The organism is Bradyrhizobium sp. CCBAU 53351 (assembly GCF_015291745.1).
In the GTDB taxonomy this organism is placed as follows: Bacteria; Pseudomonadota; Alphaproteobacteria; order Rhizobiales; family Xanthobacteraceae; genus Bradyrhizobium.
Map to the genome: position 1 here is coordinate 4676984 of NZ_CP030059.1, position 16378 is coordinate 4693361.

Here is a 16378-nt window from a genome sequence, read left to right on the forward strand (position 1 = left end):
TGACCGCAATTTCATCCCGCCGTCGTGGCGATGACGCCCGATCGCGCAAGCTTCGCAATGTCGGTCGCAGAGAAGCCGATCTCATTCAGGACTTCGTTTGTGTGCTGACCGATCTGCGGCGGATCGCGCCGGTTCTGCAGCCGCTGACCATCCATGGATACCGGTAGCAAGGGTGTCCTGGCGCTACGACCGTCGGTGAGATGAATGTCGGCGAGCCCGCCCGAAGCGTTAAGATGCGGATCATCAAAGAGATCGCCTGGCTTGTTCACCGGCGCGTAAGGCAAATCGAGTTTCTCGAGTACGGCGGACAGATCGGCCCTGGTCCATTGCCTGAATATCTTGGCGATCTCCGGAATGAGCCAGCCGCGCTGGTCGACGCGGTCCTGACCCGTGGCAAAGCGCGGATCGCTGAGCCAGCTCGTGCGATCGAAGGCGCCGCAAAAGGCCTGCCATTGCTCCTCGCCCACGATGGTGACGAAGAGTTTCGAGCCGTCGCTGGTGTCGAACAGGTCGTAAACCGGCCACGGACTGTCCTTGACCGAATAGGGAACCGACGGCTGGCCCGTGACGGTTTCGTACATCATCGCCTGCGCCATCAGGAATACATTGTTCTCGTAGAGTGCGCTCTGGATGTGGCGGCCACGGCCGGTGCGTTGTCGTTCGGCAAGTGCGGCCTGAATGGCGATCACGCCGAACATGCCGCCCATGATGTCGTTGACCGATGCGCCGGCGCGCATCGGTCGATCGGGCAAACCGGTCATATAGGCAAGCCCGCCCATCATCTGCACGACTTCGTCCAGTGCCAGACGGTTCTCATAGGGACCCGGCAGGTAGCCCTTCAGCGAGCAATAGATGATGTGAGGCGCAAAGCCTGCGACCGACTCGTAGTCGAACCCGGTACGCTTGAGCAGGCCGGGCCGAAAATTTTCGATCAGCACGTCGCACTTCTCAATCAGGCGGCGTGCGACCGCCTGGCCTTCCGATGAAGCGGTGTCGATCGCCACGCTGCGCTTGTTGCGGCAATAGGTACCGAAAAAGCCCGCCGCCGGTCCCTTGAAATAGCGGGTGCGATCGCCCTTGGGCGGCTCCACCTTGACGACGTCGGCGCCGAGGTCGGCGAGGATGAGCCCACAGGTCGGCCCCATCACCATCTGGCTGAACTCCACGACGCGCAGGCCCGCGAGCGGCCGGATGTCGTCGCGCGCGATCGTGCTCTGGTCCGTCATGCTCACGCAGCCCTCCGCAGCGCCTTTGGAATTCCCGCCTCGTGCAGGTGGCCGGTCAAGTGCTTGGCCGGAATGTGCGGGCTGAGAATGGCGCGGGTCGCCATCAGCCGGTCGAGGTCGATGCCGGTGGAGAGGCCCATTTCCTCCAGCATGAAAACGAGATCCTCGGTCACGATATTGCCCCGCGCGCCGGGCGCGAAAGGGCATCCGCCAAGACCCGACACCGCCGCATCGAAGCGGCGGATGCCGGCTTCCAGACCGGCGAAAGCATTGGCGAGGCCCATCCCGAGGGTATCGTGCAGGTGCAGCCGCAAGCTCATTGTCGGGCCGAGATCGCGGCGCACACCCTCAACAATCTGTTTAATCAAGGGCGGGGTCGCGTATCCTACGGTGTCGGCCAGTCCGATCTCGTCGGCGCCCGCCTCGGCATAGGCCATAGCCAATCGGCGGACCGCACCCTCGCCGATGCGGCCTTCCATCGAGCAGCCGAAGGCGGTCGAGATGCCGCCCGAAAGGTGCGGGCGATCGCCGGCCGGCCTGGCGTCGATCGCGGCCCGCACCGCGCGAAAGCCCTCCAGTTGCTGGTCGATGGTGCGGCGAACATTGGCCTGGTTGTGAGTTTCGCTCGCCGAGATGACGAAATAGATGGCGTCGACGCGGGCGGCGATGGCGCGCTCGGCGCCTTTGAAATTCGGCACCAGCGCGCCGATGGTGATGGCTTTGTACGCGAGCGCGTGCGCCATGACCGCGTCGACATCTGAAAATTGCGGAACGACCTTGGGTGGCACGAACGAGCCCGCATCGATCTCGCGCACGCCCGCCGCGGCGATGGCGTCGATCAACGCGCATTTTGCCTCGGTCGGCACGAACAGATCGAGGTTCTGCAGTCCGTCGCGCGGACCGACCTCGCAAATGTGGACGTCGGGCGCATTCGCCATGGCCTTCGACCCTCCCCGGGTCAGATTGTTATTTATTGCAACAACGAACAATCTATGAAACGCTCTGTCAAGTCCAATCGCCACGGTGTCCTTGTGCCGACCCTCGATATTCCAAGAAAGCGCCCGGCCAGGAATGGCGGCGCCAGGGCAACATCAAGCCGTGCCGAGCTCACGGCACACCGAATTCTGGCGGTGGCGCGACGGGACGGGATGCAGCCGGGCGACCGGCTGATCGAGCAGCGCCTGGCGGACGAACTCGATCTGTCGCGCGGGCCAATCCGGCTGGGTCTGAAAGCACTTGCGGTCGCAGGGCTGGCGAAGAGTGAGCCCAATTGTGGCTACGTCCTCGCCAAGGACACGCGCAGCGTCGCAGCCCAGTCGGCGCTAGCGACGTTCAGGCACGGCGACGAAGCGTATGCCGCGATGGCTGCCGATCGCCTCGGCGACCGCTTACCGTCGAACGTCACCGAATCCGAGCTTATGCGTCGCTATGGGCTGAGCCGGCCGGAGCTGCAGCGCCTGCTCGACCGCACGGCCGCGGAAGGCTGGATGGAGCGGATGCCGGGCTATGGCTGGCGTTTCACCGAGACGCTGTCGAGCCCCGAGGCTTATGAACAGAGTCTGGCTTTTCGTGCCGTCATCGAGCCGGCTGCGATAGCGCAGCCGGGCTATCGCCTCTCCCCTAAAATCATGGAGCGTTTGCGCCAGCGCCAGCTCCGAATCCTCGGAGGCGAATTCGAGCGAATGTCGCTCAGCGAGGTCTTTCAATCAGGTTGCGAATTTCACGAAGAGATCATGCGCGGCACCGACAATTCGTTCTTCCTGGAAGCACTGAAACGGGTGAACTCAATTCGCCGCCTGTTCGCCTACCGTACGTTTGCCGATCGACCGGGAATGCGGCGCCACATCAAGGATCATCTGCGCCTGCTCGACCTGCTCGAAGCCGGACGCAACGCCGATGCCGCAAAGCTCATGGTGCGCCACCTGCAACGTTCACCACTCACAAGCGGCGGCTGAGCAAAGCAATCAACAACGTTGGCTCGAAAACAAGTTACCCCTAAGGATTGGTGAGGCGGCCTCCAATCGAAAACGCCTCGACGGCGCGATCACGCCCCGCCACGCTGAGAGCGCCGATCGATTGCGCATCCGCGGCGCTTAATCGTGCAGACTCGAACGTCTTTCCACATATCATGCAGTCTGTGTTGAAGTCCTTGTTCATCCGCTCGAGTCGCTGGGCCACATTCACCGTGTCACCATAAAGCGTGTAGGACTGGCGCTCTGCAGAACCAACGGTGCCGGCAGCCACCGACCCTGTCGCGACACCGATGCGTAGCCGCAGTCGATGGCCCTCGAATTCGCGCGATGACACTAACGATAACAGGTCGCGAGCAGTGCTCACCGCGCGTGCCGAATAGTTCTCGACGGGAAGCGGAGAATTGAACGCTGCGATCAAGGCATCGCCGATATAATTCACAACCACGCCGCCGTGCTTATCGACGATGGCCGCCGCCTCACTGAAGAAACTGTTTAGCAGCCCGATGATCTGCGAAGGCGTCAAGGATTCAGAAAGACGGGTGAACCCTTCGAGATCGGCAAAGATCAGGCTTGCCTCCCGGGTCTGCGGCGCTAGTTGCTCGGAGTTGACAAGCTGCTCGGCGACCTGCGCTGGCACATAGCGTCCAAAGAGCTGCTGGATACGACTCCGCTTCAGTTCGACGACGGCGTGCGCCCAGACCACGGCGCGCGCTCGGTGGACGGCAAGAGCGACGATACCGGTAACGAGGACAAGCTTTACCCCTTCGCTAATACGACTCGAAATCGCGATGAAGTCAGCGTCGAGTACAACAGACAAAAAGGCTTCGCGCGAGGGCGAGGCCGGCAAATCACGAAAGCTGACAATGCGGTCCATCCCGGCCATGATCCAGGCTGTCGCCCCGGCAAGGCCGACCACCGAGCAAAGGCCCGTCCAAAGCACGAGGGCCGGTGATAACGCAAGAGCTGATACCGCAACCACGACAAAGTAATACTCCCCACGACTAGAGATGAAGACCATGTTCTGGGGAATGTCTCCACCGCTGCTGAGTGGCGCAAGTGCAAGCAAAGCGCTGAGAACTGCTACATCGAATGCAAACAAAGCATAGCGCGCAATGCGCTCATAGCGGCTGCTGACAAGTGCGAGCGGTGCAAGACCGACTAACGCGGCTGCCATAATCAGCGCCGCTATGTAGATGTTGATGGGATAGCGGTTGGATACCAAATAGAACAAGGCGATAGGAACGAGAACGAAGGTCCGGCCTACCATGCCAAGCCGGAAGCCCTTGCGCTCTGCCTCGGCCAAGGAGGCATCAACCCCAAAAGCTTCCGTCATGATTTAGCCTCCTAAGCCGACTCCAATGTAGGCACTGTCACGATCGTCCTTGATTCGGTTCGTTCCATGCCGAGTCGCTGGAGCAACTGATGGTCCTTGTCTTCGCTGGGATTCGTCGCGGTCAAAAGCGTATCGCCGATGAATATCGAATTAGCGCCGGCTAGAAAACAGAGCGCCTGCATCTCATCGGTCATCGCTGTGCGACCAGCAGACAAGCGGACGTCGGACATCGGCATCAGAATTCTTGCCAATGCGACGGTACGAACAAAAGAAATCGAATCGATAGGTTCTGCCTGAGCGAGCGGCGTTCCCATAATCGGGATCAGCATGTTGATCGGCACGCTCTCCGGGTGCTCTGGCAGATTGGCCAGCGTACGCAACATCTCTGCACGATCGCTCGGCTGCTCGCCCATACCGAGAATGCCGCCGCAACAGACTTTCATCCCAGCGTCGTGAACATGCCGCAGGGTTTCCAGCCGGTCGCCGAAAGTGCGGGTTTGAACGACAGAATCGTAGTACCGTTCGGACGTGTCGATGTTGTGATTGTAATAGTCCAGTCCGGCAGCGGCCAACTGCTTCGCTTGATCCGGCGTGAGCATGCCGAGCGTCATGCAAGTTTCCATGCCAAGCGCCTTGACGCCTTTGACCATTTCAATCACCGGACCCATGTCACGGCCCTTCGGCGACCGCCAGGCCGCGCCCATGCAGTACCGCGTCGCGCCGGCCGCTGCGGCCACTTTGGCTTCCTCAATGACCCGCGCCGGATCCATCAGCCTTGACGCCTGCAATCCGACATCGTGGTGAGCGGACTGACTACAATAGCCACAATCCTCGGGGCAGCCGCCTGTCTTGATATTCAGGAGCCGGCTGAATTGCACCTTGTTGGGATCGAACACCATGCGATGGACGGCCTGCGCTCTAAACACCAGATCCATAAAAGGAGAATCATAGATCGCAGCGACTTCTTCGCTCGACCAATCGTGGCGAAACACGAACGATTTCACTGCTCCCGAATCGTCCCTCTGCTCAGAACAACCATCGCCGTTCAGGATAGATAGTGACTGCATCGCATTCACTCGCTGTGTCATCGCAAATCCCCATCCGATAGCAACAAAATCCAGTTACCGCAGTGCATTGAGTTTGGCGATGCCAATACCGGGCCGCGCCGTGTCATTCGCGATAGCGGTGAGCCCGCGCACTCGACGCTCGACGAGGCCCGCAGCACGCGACGCCGCGAGTCGACGCCCATGAAGCCGCCGATCATCGCGGTAGCACCATCGGCCACTAGCGCTTCTACCGCGCTTGGATCGAGAGCGGACCTCATGTCGTCAACCCCTGTTATTGCCTGCAACTCGTGGCGCCCAACCGTTATCCCTAGGGGCGCCCTACGGCCGCTTTGATCCAAGCCGCGATCTCCCGAATCGCAGCAAGATCGACGCCCGTTTCGCAACCAAGCCCCTCCAGAAGATAAACAACATCCTCTGTCGCGACGTTGCCTGTCGCGCCCTTCGCGTAGGGACAACCGCCGAGCCCACCGACGGCGCTGTCGAAGGTACGAAGTCCGAACTGGTACGATGCATATATGTTGGCGATCGCCATGCCATGCGTGTCATGGTAGTGGCCGGCTAGATACTCGACCGGCACATCATTGGCTACCGCGTCGAGCATGCGCAAGACGGACGCCGGCGTGCCGACTCCGATCGTGTCGCCGAGTGATATTTCGTAACAACCGATTTCCCTCAGCCTAGCCGCCACGTTCGCGACGTCCTTCGGCTCGATCGTACCGTCATAAGGACAGCCTACGACGCAGGAGACGTAGCCACGGACCTTCACGCCAACAGAACCCGCAACCTCCAAAATCGGAATGAAGCGATCAATCGATTCGGCGATCGAGCAATTGATATTCTTGCGCGAGAAGCCCTCCGAAGCCGCCGCGAAGACCGCCACTTCGCTGGCACCGGCCGCAAGCGCGGCCTCGAACCCTTTCAGATTGGGCGTCAAAACCGGATAAGTGACGCCGGCATGCTTGTGCAGGCTCTTCACGATGTCCGCATGATCGGCCATCTGCGGAACCCATTTTGGCGACACGAAGGACGTAGCCTCGATGTCCCTCAAGCCTGCAGCGGCAAGGCGCCCGATCAGTGCGAGCTTCGTCGCGGTCGGGACGATCTGCTTTTCGTTCTGCAGTCCGTCGCGCGGGCCCACCTCGACGATGCGAACATCGGTCATGCTTCGGCCGCCACGAATTCAACAAGCTCGGCGCCGTCAGCGACCTGATCGCCCGCCGCCACATGAAAGCTGATGACTTTGCCCTTTCGTGGGGCGGTAATGGTGTGCTCCATCTTCATGGCCTCGAGAACCAGGAGCGGCGCTCCCTTCTCAACGATCGAGCCGGGCTCGGCAATCAGCGTAACGACCTTGCCGGGCATGGGCGCCCGCAGCCCTCCCTCGACGTCTTCGCCCTCTCCGCCGACATAGAGCGTATCGACGAGCGCGAGCGGCCATGAGTGCCCTCGATAGAAGACGTGGCGGCGCTCGCCCGTGATCACGACCGCAGCATTGACACGGGAATCGTCGAGATAGGCGTGGACGGTCCCGCCCCGGCCCAGCGTTCCGGATGCACGCACACTTCGTCCGTTGAGCACAAGCTGATAGCCTGCGGGGATGACAAGGACGACAACCTCCTGCAGCTTCTCCAGCAATCGCAGCACCAGCTTTCGTTCCGCTCTACCATTAAGCCGCCAACCGTCAAGCGCGCGCCATGGCGAACCCCGATCGGCCGCGGTCCCAAATTTCGAATTTGCCTCGCGCTGCTCGTGCAGAAGCTCGGCAAGGGCAGCCACGAGCCACACGTCGTCGGGGACCGCTTCCTGAGGTGGGAACAGGAGCCCCTGTTCGCGTTCGATCAATCCGGTATCGAGTTCCGCATTGACGAATGATGGAAGGGCCACGAGGCGGGAAAGGAAATTGATGTTGTTCGAGACGCCGACCACTCTGTACTGAGCTAAGGCTCGCCGCATGCGGGCCAGCGCCTGCTTGCGATCGGCTCCCCAGACGATCAGCTTGGAGATCATAGGATCGTAGTACGGCGTGATCTCGTCGCCCTGCTCTACCCCGGTGTCAACCCGAACCGAGTCGCTCTCGGAAGGCGGAACAAGATGAACGAGGCGACCGGTCGAAGGCAGGAAGCCCTTATCGGGATCCTCGGCATAGATTCTTGCTTCGATTGCATGGCCGTCGATCTCGAGTTGCTCTTGGGTCAAGGGCAAAGACTGGCCGCTGGCGACACGTAGCTGCCATTCGACGAGATCGAGCCCGGTAATCATCTCCGTAACCGGATGCTCGACCTGGAGACGTGTATTCATCTCCATGAAATAGAAGCTGCCATCCTGGTTCGCGATGAACTCGACGGTCCCCGCGCCGACATAGCCGACCGCCTTCGCGGCGTTCACGGCCGCCTCACCCATTGCTGCGCGTCGCTCCAAGGTCATGCCGGGTGCCGGCGCTTCCTCGAGTAGCTTTTGATGGCGACGTTGAAGGGAGCAGTCGCGCTCGAACAGGTAGACGCAGTTGCCGTGTTTATCGCCGAACACCTGGATCTCGATGTGACGAGGCTTCAATACGTATTTCTCGACCAGAACCTGTTCGTCCCCGAAGGCGTTGGCCGCCTCACGTTTGCATGAACCGAGTGCGGTCTCGAAATCGGCAGCGGCATCAACGCGACGCATGCCTTTGCCTCCGCCTCCGGCGCTGGCCTTGATCAGCACCGGATAGCCGATTTGGTCCGCTTGCCGGGCCAGGAAAGCCGAATCCTGATTGTCGCCGTGGTATCCAGGCGTCAACGGTACGCCCGCCGCTCCCATGAGTGCCTTTGCAGCCGATTTCGAGCCCATCGCTCGAATTGCGGACGCTGGCGGCCCGATGAAAACCACACCGGCCTTCTCGCAGGCTTCGGCGAATTCCTCATTCTCAGACAGGAATCCGTAACCCGGATGGATCGCCTCCGCCCCGGTTCGCTTGGCGACGTCCAAGATCCGCTCGCCGACAAGATAGGATTCACGCGCTGCGGCTGGTCCGATGAGGACTGCCTCGTCCGCCAGTCGAACGTGGCGCGCATTGGCATCGGCCTCCGAATACACAGCAACAGCGGCTACCCCAAGCCGTCTAGCGGTTTTGATGACGCGGCACGCGATTTCACCGCGGTTCGCGACTAGGATCTTCTTGAACATCTCGACCTCCCAGAATTCATGCGCGGTTCCCGCACGAGCGTTACGTGTCCGTCCAGACAGGGCGACGTTTTTCGAGAAAGGCGCTGAGACCTTCCCTTGCCTCGGCCGACGCGCGCAGCGTGGCGATCCGCCGCGCGGTGTCCTCGATCACCCCATCGTCGATTGGCCTGTTGGCCACCGCGCGGATCAGGCAGGTCGCAGCAGATTGGGCACGCGGGCCTCCGGTGAGGAGAGCCGCAACGATCTCGTCGACTTTCGTGTCCAATTCCTCGGGCGGCACGGCATCGTGGACGAGACCGATTTCAAAAGCGCGGACAGCGGTGATCCGCTCGCCGGACTGGAAGTACCGGTAGGACTGACGCTCACCGATAGCGCGCACCACATAAGGAGCGATCACCGCCGGAATGATGCCGAGCCGCACCTCCGAAGTTGCAAACTGGGCCTGGGTCGAGGCGACGCAAATGTCACAGGCGGCAGCCAGCCCCATGCCACCGCCGAGCGCAGCGCCGTGCACGCGCGCCAGCGTCGGGGTGGCGCACAGGGCGATCGTGTCAAACAGTTCCGCTAGACGACGTGCGTCGGCGAGGTTGTCCGCGGAATTCGCTGTTCCCTGCCGCTGCATCCAGTTGAGATCAGCGCCGGCTGAAAAGCTCTTTCCCTCGCCGGCGAGCACGATGGCCCGGACATCCCGGTCCGCATCAGTCGCCGCGAACGCAGCCGTGAGATCGGCGATGAGCGTCTCGTCGAAGGCGTTGTGCACCTCGGGACGGTTCATCCAGATCCAGGCCGCAGGTCCGCGGCGCTCCAGTCTCAGTGTTGGATAGGTCATCGCTATGCCTCACATCCGGAAGACGCCGAACTTTGTCGGCGGGATCGGCGCGTTTAAAGTCGCCGCGAAGGAGAGGCCAAGCACTCTGCGCGCCTGGGCCGGATCAACGATGCCGTCATCCCACATCCGCGCAGTCGCATAATAAGGGTGGCCCTGCGTCTCGTACTGCGAGCGGATCGGGGCCTTGAACTTCTCTTCTTGCTCCGCGCTCCATTCGTCGCCCTTCAGGGCCATGCCGTCGCGGCGGACGGTCGCCAGCACGCCGGCGGCCTGCTCTCCTCCCATGACGCTGATGCGCGCATTGGGCCACATCCACAGAAAGCGCGGCGAGTAGGCCCGGCCGCACATGCCGTAATTGCCGGCCCCGAAACTGCCGCCGATCAGCATGGTGACCTTCGGGACCTGCGCGGTCGCAACCGCGGTCACCATCTTGGCGCCATCCTTAGCGATCCCTCCGTTCTCGTACTTCCGTCCCACCATGAAGCCCGAGATGTTCTGCAGGAATAGGAGCGGCACACCGCGCTGCGCGCAAAGCTCGATGAAATGGGCGCCCTTCTGGGCCGACTCCGAAAACAAGATGCCGTTGTTGGCGACGATGCCGACCGGCATGCCGTAGAGCCGCGCGAACCCGGTAACCAGCGTCGTGCCGTAGCGCGGCTTGAACTCGTCGAAACGCGACCCGTCGACAATGCGGGCGATGATCTCGCGCACGTCGTAAGGTTTGCGGGTGTCTTGCGGGATAATGCCGTAGAGTTCGTTGGGATCGTAGAGCGGCTCCTCGCTCGGCTCCATGGCGACCCGCACCTGCGGCATGCGGTTAAGGTTAGCGACGATCCGGCGCGCCAGGTGGATGGCGTGGGCATCGTTCTCGGCGAGTTGGTCGGCTACGCCCGAGATTCGCGTGTGAACGTCACCGCCACCGAGGTCCTCTGCGCTGACCTCCTCTCCTGTCGCCGCCTTCACCAGCGGAGGGCCGCCTAAGAAAATCGTACCCTGGTTGCGGACGATGACCGTCTCGTCACTCATGGCCGGCACATAGGCCCCGCCCGCCGTACACGAGCCCATCACCATCGCCACCTGAGGGATGCCTTTGGCCGACATGTTCGCTTGATTGAAGAAGATGCGACCGAAATGATCGCGGTCGGGAAACACTTCGTCCTGCTTTGGGAGAAATGCTCCGCCCGAGTCGACGAGATAGATGCAGGGCAAGTGGTTCTGTTCCGCGATTTCCTGCGCCCGAAGGTGCTTCTTGACGGTCATCGGGTAGTAGGTGCCGCCCTTCACGGTCGCGTCGTTGGCGACGACCATGCATTGCACGCCCTGAACACAACCGATACCTGCGATGAGGCCCGCCGCGGGCGCATCGCCATCGTACATCCCCAATGCGGCCAACTGTCCGACCTCTAGGAAGGGCGTACCGGGATCGAGCAATTGAGAGACGCGGTCGCGAGGCAGGAGCTTGCCGCGCGCGGTGTGTCTGGCCCGCGCGGTCTCACCGCCGCCTTGGGCCATATCCGTCACTTTTGTCTTCAGGTCCTCGACCAGAGACCGCATCGTCTCCGCGTTGGCGCGGAACTCCGGTGACTGCGGATTTATTTGTGTCTTCAATGCCTGCATTTGCGCTTCCTCCCGATCGTCACGCGACCGTTTGCAACGATTCCTCGTAGCACTGCATCCAGCTCTGCCCGTTGTTGACGCTAGAGCCGATCCGGCGCAACAGACCATCGTCCAATCCGTAAACGAGGCCGTGTACCTCGATCCGCTGTCCGCGATACCAAGCGCGCCGCATAATGGTAGTGCGGCACACATTGGCGACTTGCTCGATGACATTGAGCTCAACGAGACGGGCCCCACGCTGTCCTTCGCCGTTGGCGCGAGCGAGGCGCTCATCGTGCTTGAACGAGATATCTTCGATATGCCGGAGCCAATTGTCGGCGAGGCCCGTCGAGCGTTTCTCGGCCACCGCCTGCACGCCGCCACAACCGTAGTGTCCGACGACCATGACGTGCTCGACCTTCAGCGTCTCGACGGCGTATTGCAACACCGACAGGCAGTTCAGGTCGGAATGCACGACAAGATTTGCGATGTTGCGATGAACGAATACTTCTCCAGGATCGAGCCCCAGTATCTCGTTGGCGGGTACACGGCTGTCCGAGCAGCCGATCCACAGATATCGAGGCGACTGCTGACGAGCGAGACGCGTGAAGAACTCCGGATCCTGCGAGCGGCGCTGAGCCGCCCAGGTGCGGTTGTTGGCGAATAGTCCGTCAAGACTGCACATGGCACCCTCACGCCGTCTCGGCGAACAGTTCGCGGCCGATCAGCATGCGACGGATCTCGCTCGTGCCAGCTCCAATCTCATAGAGCTTGGCGTCGCGCCACAGGCGACCCGTCGGATACTCATTGATGTAGCCGTTGCCGCCGAGCGTCTGGATCGCTTCCCCGGCCATCCAGGTCGCCTTTTCGGCGGCGTAGAGAATGGCTCCGGCCGCGTCCTTGCGAAGAGTACGCGCATGGTTCGAACGGTCGCAGGCCTGGCCGACCGCATAAACATAGGCCCGGCTGGCTTGCCAGGTGGTGTACATGTCGGCGATCTTGCCCTGCATCAGTTGAAACTCGCCTATGGACTGGCCGAACTGCTTGCGGTCGTGCACGTAGGGGATGACGACGTCCATGCAGGCCGCCATGATGCCGAGCGGGCCTCCCGACAGAACGGCTCGCTCATAGTCGAGGCCGCTCATCAGGACGCGCACACCGTCACCCACCTTGCCCAGGACGTTCTCGGCCGGAACCTCGCAATCCTCGAAGAACACCGGATAGGTGTTCGAACCGCGCATGCCCAGCTTGTCCAGCTTGGTGCCGAACGTCAGTCCTTTGAATCCCTTTTCGACGATGAAGGCGGAGATGCCTTTCGGGCCCGCGTTGGAATCCGTCTTTGCGTAGACGACAAGTGTCTCGGCTTCACCACCATTCGTGATCCACATCTTCGAGCCGTTCAGGACATAGCGGTCGCCGTTCTTATCGGCCCGCAGCTTCATGCTGACTACGTCAGACCCAGCATTAGGCTCGCTCATCGCAAGGGCGCCGACATGCTCACCTGAGACGAGTTTGGGCAGATACTTCGCCTTCTGCTCGGCGTTGCCATTTCGGTGCAATTGGTTGACGCACAGGTTCGAATGAGCACCGAAGGACAACCCGACTGCTGCTGAGGCCCGCGAAATCTCCTCCATGGCGACCATGTGGGCGAGATATCCGAGCTGGGCGCCACCGTATTCCTCGCTGACGGTCAGCCCAAGGACACCGAGGTCTCCGAGCTTGCGCCAGAGATCGTGCGGGAAAAGGTTCTCCTCGTCGATCGCCGCTGCACGGGGAGCAATCTCATCCGTCGCAAATCTGTTGACCGTCTCGCGCAGCATGTCGATATCCTCGCCGAGCGAGAAGTTAAGCGTCTGCAGATGGCTCATCGGAATCTCTCCCAAGACTTGTGTGTCAATACCTCTGCGCCTGCGCGCTTGGGCGCAGCAGCAGCGAGTCACGGAATCAGTCGCGGGCCGTAGCTCTCGCTTTCAGAGCTACCGTTTCTGATGCTGGGTCGAAGTGCAGTGATGCGAAAAGCCCGTGGTTAATCATCGTGACGGCGAAGGCTCCGATCAGGCCTGCCACCCCGATGGCCATGAAGTTCTGTTCGAGCGGCAACTCCAATGCGACCAAGCCTCCTATCAGGATCGGTCCGAGAATCGCGCCAAGGCGCCCGACACCGCCGGCAAAGCCAACGCCGGTGGATCGTACGGCCGTCGGGTAGAATCCGCCTGCATAGGCATAGGCAAGTACTCCCGTGCCGAGCGTGGACGCACCGACAACAAAGACGACCACGAAGAGCAGTTCGGTCGACTTGGTGTAGCCCATCAGGGCCAGCGAGGCGGCGCCGAGGGCGTAAAAGGCGACCAGCACGTACTTGATGTTGAACTTGTCGCCCAGCCATGCGCCGAACACCGAACCGACGATGGCACCCAAGTTGTACAGCAGCGTAAAGGTCAGCGCGGAGCCAAGGCTGTAGCCTGCCATCGCCATCAGCTTGGTCAGCCAGGAGCTGAGTGCGTACACCATGAACAGCGCGGCGAAGAAGGCGATCCAGATCATCACTGTGCTGAACCCGCGTCCGTCCCGAAACAGGTGCCGGATGGGGGTCTCGTCGACCTTTTCGCCGGCGGGAACAACGAACTGCGCACCCTGTTGTAAGCGGAGATTCGGCGCCAGCTTGCCTGCTATGCTACGCAGTTCGGCATCGCGCTTCTTCTTGATCAAGAAGGGCATCGACTCCGGCATCGTCTTCACGATGAACGGAATTAGCAGCAGCGGCAGACCAGCCGCAAAGAACACCGACTGCCAGCCGTACATCTCAATCAACTGTTTGCCCATCAGTGCGACCAAGATTCCCCCAAGGGAATAACCCATGAACACAAGGACGATCAGGCGCGCCCGGATCTTGAGCGGCGAGAACTCTGCCATCTGTGCGGTCACAACAGGGAGTACGCCGCCGATACCCAGGCCGGCGAGGACGCGCATGACGCTGAAGGTTACGGGATCGCTAGTCAGGCCGGCGGCCGCGGTGAATATGCTGAACAGCGCGACGCAGATCGAGATCGTCAAGACTCGACCGATCGTGTCCGCCAGAGTGCCGAAGACGATGGCACCGAACATCATGCCGAACAAAGCCGAGCTGGCCATGAATCCGGCGCTGCCTGCGCTCACGCCCATATCCTTCATGATCGACGGCAAGGCCGCGCCGACGACAGCGAGGTCGTAGCCATCGAAGGTCAGGATCAGCAGACCCCAGAAAAGAACGAGCCCGTGAAAGCCGTTGAACCGGGCCTCGTCGGCTAACTGGTGAACGTCGATGCGATCCATCTTTCTTCCTCGCTTGGCTCGTGCTGCATTGGTGTGGTTGCGTCGCTGGGTGCGATCTGCCGCACCGGTTAAGCGGTTCGGGTTTCGGTCAAATTGAGTTCTTTGACCATCAATTCACGCATCACGAACTTTTGGGCCTTGCCGGTGACCGTCATCGGCATTTCTGCGACAAAGCGAATGTATCTAGGCACCTTGTAGTGCGCGATTTGATTGCGGCAGAACTCGCGGATATCGTTTTCACTGCAGTCTTGGCCTGGCTTAAGCACGATCCAGGCGCAGATCTCTTCACCGTATTTCTGATCCGGAACGCCGAACACCTGTGCAGACTGCACCTTGGGGTGCCGGAACAGAAATTCCTCGATCTCGCGCGGATACACGTTCTCGCCACCGCGGATCAGCATGTCCTTGGCCCGCCCTACGATGTTGCAATATCCTTCGTCGTCGATGACCGCGAGGTCACCGGAGTGCATCCACCCGTCCTTGATGACTTCGCCCGTCCGCGCGGGATCGTCCCAATAGCCGCGCATTACGGAATAGCCGCGCACGCACAACTCGCCTGTCTCTCCGCGCAGAACGAGTTGGCCGTTCCGGTCGATCACCTTCGCTTCGAGCCATGGCTGAATGCGCCCGACCGTCGCCACACGTCGTTCCAGCGGGTCGGTCGTCGAGCTCTGAAATGATACCGGCGACGTCTCCGTCATGCCGTAAGCGATCGTCACCTCGCTCATGTTCATCTCGGAGACTACCTGCCGCATGGTTTCGATGGGACATGGAGAGCCGGCCATGATTCCCGTGCGCAGCGAAGACAGGTCGAAGGTCTTGAAATCCGGATGCGCAAGTTCGGCGATGAACATCGTCGGCACCCCGTGCAGCGCCGTACAGCGCTCCTCCGAAACCGCCGCCAGAACCGCGGCAGGATCGAACGCTTCGCCTGGGAATACCATGGTCGCGCCCGTGCTCACGCAGGCGAGAACGGCAAGGACCATTCCAAAGCAATGATAGAGCGGCACCGGGATGCAAAGCCGATCCGTCTCACTGAAATTCAATGCTTGAGCGATAAAGCGCGCATTGTTCACCACATTATGATGCGTGAGCGTGGCGCCCTTCGGGCTGCCGGTTGTTCCGCTTGTGAACTGGATATTGATCGGGTCGTGGCAGTCGAGGGGTTCTTCGCAAGTTTTAACGCGGCGCCCGGTCGCCAGAATATCCACATAGTTCAGCATGTTCGGCGTGCGACTCTCGCCCATCCGAATGATCCATTCGAGCCCTGGCAATTGGGGACGAACCGTCTGGAGCATGTCCAGGTACTTCGATGACTTAAACTCTTGGGCGGAGACGACGGCCCGGCATCCCGATACGCCAAGAGCGTATTCCAGCTCGGAGAGACGATAGGCAGGATTGATATTGACGAGGACGAGGCCGAGCCGTGCCGTTGCGAATTGCGTCACCAGCCACTCGACGCGGTTGGGCGACCAGATCCCGACGCGATCGCCTTTTCGTAGACCAAGCTCCTGCAGCCCGGCGGCGAAGGCCTCGATCTCGTTCGCGAACTCCTCCCAATTCCAACGAACGCCCTGTTCACGGAATACGACAGCGAGACCGTTCGGGACCCGCGCGGCCGTCTCGGCGAGCAACGCCGAAATCGTAAGATCGCTGAGTGGCGAATCTACCGTGCCGCGGACATACGAGTGCGCCTCCGTATGAGCCATCTCTCCTCTCCCTCCCTTTGGCTTATTGCCTATGAAGGAGCCGTACGACGCGACCGAGCACTTGTGTTGCCAACTAGGTCGCAAATCGTGCCAAGATGAAGGGATGAAGCGGGTCGTTGCCACGCCGGTCCCTTCGCCAAGGCTACGGTCTTAAGCCTATGAGATGTATCG

General features: G+C 61.1%; 13 protein-coding genes. 1 reads left to right on the plus strand and 12 read right to left on the minus strand.

The annotated features are described in order from the left end of the window. Nucleotides 1-11: 11 nt before the first annotated feature. Both XH83_RS22170 and XH83_RS22175 read right to left on the minus strand, forming a co-directional pair. Complete coding sequence (locus XH83_RS22170) at nucleotides 12-1226, minus strand: CaiB/BaiF CoA-transferase family protein (RefSeq protein ID WP_194408359.1); 1215 nt, start codon at nucleotides 1224-1226, stop codon at nucleotides 12-14. Between the two features lie 2 nt (nucleotides 1227-1228). Beyond that, nucleotides 1229-2164 (minus strand): hydroxymethylglutaryl-CoA lyase, encoded by a 936-nt coding sequence (locus tag XH83_RS22175; RefSeq protein WP_246776297.1) that lies wholly within the window; start codon nucleotides 2162-2164, stop codon nucleotides 1229-1231. Between the two features lie 54 nt (nucleotides 2165-2218). Here XH83_RS22175 and XH83_RS22180 point away from each other — a divergent pair, with 54 nt between their 5' ends. Continuing rightward, a complete protein-coding gene (locus XH83_RS22180) occupies nucleotides 2219-3181 on the plus strand; it encodes a GntR family transcriptional regulator (protein WP_246776298.1) in 963 nt (320 codons plus the stop codon). 40 nt (nucleotides 3182-3221) lie between these two features. Here the strand turns inward: XH83_RS22180 and XH83_RS22185 are convergent, their stop codons facing one another. The 10 genes from XH83_RS22185 to XH83_RS22230 all read right to left on the minus strand — a co-directional run bounded on the left by XH83_RS22185 (nucleotide 3222) and on the right by XH83_RS22230 (nucleotide 16207). Beyond that, nucleotides 3222-4532, minus strand: coding sequence for an adenylate/guanylate cyclase domain-containing protein (locus XH83_RS22185; RefSeq protein WP_194402869.1), 1311 nt, complete (start codon nucleotides 4530-4532; stop codon nucleotides 3222-3224). Nucleotides 4533-4543: 11 nt separating this feature from the next. Next, the gene (gene bioB, locus XH83_RS22190; RefSeq protein WP_246776511.1) at nucleotides 4544-5467 is read right to left on the minus strand and encodes a biotin synthase BioB; all 924 of its coding nucleotides are present in this window, start codon (nucleotides 5465-5467) and stop codon (nucleotides 4544-4546) included. A 439-nt stretch (nucleotides 5468-5906) separates the two neighbouring features. After that, nucleotides 5907-6761: a hydroxymethylglutaryl-CoA lyase gene (locus XH83_RS22195; RefSeq protein WP_194402870.1), complete on the minus strand. Its 855-nt coding sequence runs from the start codon at nucleotides 6759-6761 to the stop codon at nucleotides 5907-5909. Beyond that, on the minus strand, nucleotides 6758-8761 hold the full coding sequence (locus XH83_RS22200; protein WP_194402871.1) for an acetyl/propionyl/methylcrotonyl-CoA carboxylase subunit alpha: 2004 nt from the start codon (nucleotides 8759-8761) through the stop codon (nucleotides 6758-6760). The genes XH83_RS22195 and XH83_RS22200 overlap by 4 nt, the downstream gene beginning before the upstream one ends. A gap of 40 nt (nucleotides 8762-8801) precedes the next feature. Further along, a complete protein-coding gene (locus tag XH83_RS22205) occupies nucleotides 8802-9590 on the minus strand; it encodes an enoyl-CoA hydratase/isomerase family protein (RefSeq protein WP_194402872.1) in 789 nt (262 codons plus the stop codon). A gap of 9 nt (nucleotides 9591-9599) precedes the next feature. Beyond that, nucleotides 9600-11207, minus strand: a complete 1608-nt coding sequence (locus XH83_RS22210) for a carboxyl transferase domain-containing protein (protein WP_194408363.1) — start codon at nucleotides 11205-11207, stop codon at nucleotides 9600-9602. 19 nt (nucleotides 11208-11226) lie between these two features. Further along, nucleotides 11227-11871 carry a carbonate dehydratase gene (gene can, locus XH83_RS22215; RefSeq protein WP_194402873.1) on the minus strand — a complete coding sequence of 215 codons (645 nt, stop codon included), beginning with the start codon at nucleotides 11869-11871 and terminating at the stop codon, nucleotides 11227-11229. A 7-nt stretch (nucleotides 11872-11878) separates the two neighbouring features. Then, nucleotides 11879-13054 (minus strand): isovaleryl-CoA dehydrogenase, encoded by a 1176-nt coding sequence (locus XH83_RS22220; RefSeq protein WP_194402874.1) that lies wholly within the window; start codon nucleotides 13052-13054, stop codon nucleotides 11879-11881. Nucleotides 13055-13130: 76 nt separating this feature from the next. Then, on the minus strand, nucleotides 13131-14498 hold the full coding sequence (locus XH83_RS22225) for an MFS transporter (protein ID WP_194402875.1): 1368 nt from the start codon (nucleotides 14496-14498) through the stop codon (nucleotides 13131-13133). Nucleotides 14499-14566: 68 nt separating this feature from the next. Then, complete coding sequence (locus XH83_RS22230; protein ID WP_194402876.1) at nucleotides 14567-16207, minus strand: AMP-binding protein; 1641 nt, start codon at nucleotides 16205-16207, stop codon at nucleotides 14567-14569. Nucleotides 16208-16378 lie beyond the last annotated feature (171 nt).

Coding starts and splice junctions, on each gene's coding strand:
- can (WP_194402873.1), bottom strand. CDS start 11,871: ATGTGCAGTCTTGACGGACTATTCGCCAACAACCGCACCTGGGCGGCT.
- XH83_RS22230 (WP_194402876.1), bottom strand. CDS start 16,207: ATGGCTCATACGGAGGCGCACTCGTATGTCCGCGGCACGGTAGATTCG.
- bioB (WP_246776511.1), bottom strand. CDS start 5,467: ATGGATCTGGTGTTTAGAGCGCAGGCCGTCCATCGCATGGTGTTCGAT.
- XH83_RS22180 (WP_246776298.1), top strand. CDS start 2,219: ATGAAACGCTCTGTCAAGTCCAATCGCCACGGTGTCCTTGTGCCGACC.
- XH83_RS22225 (WP_194402875.1), bottom strand. CDS start 14,498: ATGGATCGCATCGACGTTCACCAGTTAGCCGACGAGGCCCGGTTCAAC.
- XH83_RS22220 (WP_194402874.1), bottom strand. CDS start 13,054: ATGAGCCATCTGCAGACGCTTAACTTCTCGCTCGGCGAGGATATCGAC.
- XH83_RS22195 (WP_194402870.1), bottom strand. CDS start 6,761: ATGACCGATGTTCGCATCGTCGAGGTGGGCCCGCGCGACGGACTGCAG.
- XH83_RS22170 (WP_194408359.1), bottom strand. CDS start 1,226: ATGACGGACCAGAGCACGATCGCGCGCGACGACATCCGGCCGCTCGCG.
- XH83_RS22175 (WP_246776297.1), bottom strand. CDS start 2,164: ATGGCGAATGCGCCCGACGTCCACATTTGCGAGGTCGGTCCGCGCGAC.
- XH83_RS22200 (WP_194402871.1), bottom strand. CDS start 8,761: ATGTTCAAGAAGATCCTAGTCGCGAACCGCGGTGAAATCGCGTGCCGC.
- XH83_RS22185 (WP_194402869.1), bottom strand. CDS start 4,532: ATGACGGAAGCTTTTGGGGTTGATGCCTCCTTGGCCGAGGCAGAGCGC.
- XH83_RS22205 (WP_194402872.1), bottom strand. CDS start 9,590: ATGACCTATCCAACACTGAGACTGGAGCGCCGCGGACCTGCGGCCTGG.
- XH83_RS22210 (WP_194408363.1), bottom strand. CDS start 11,207: ATGCAGGCATTGAAGACACAAATAAATCCGCAGTCACCGGAGTTCCGC.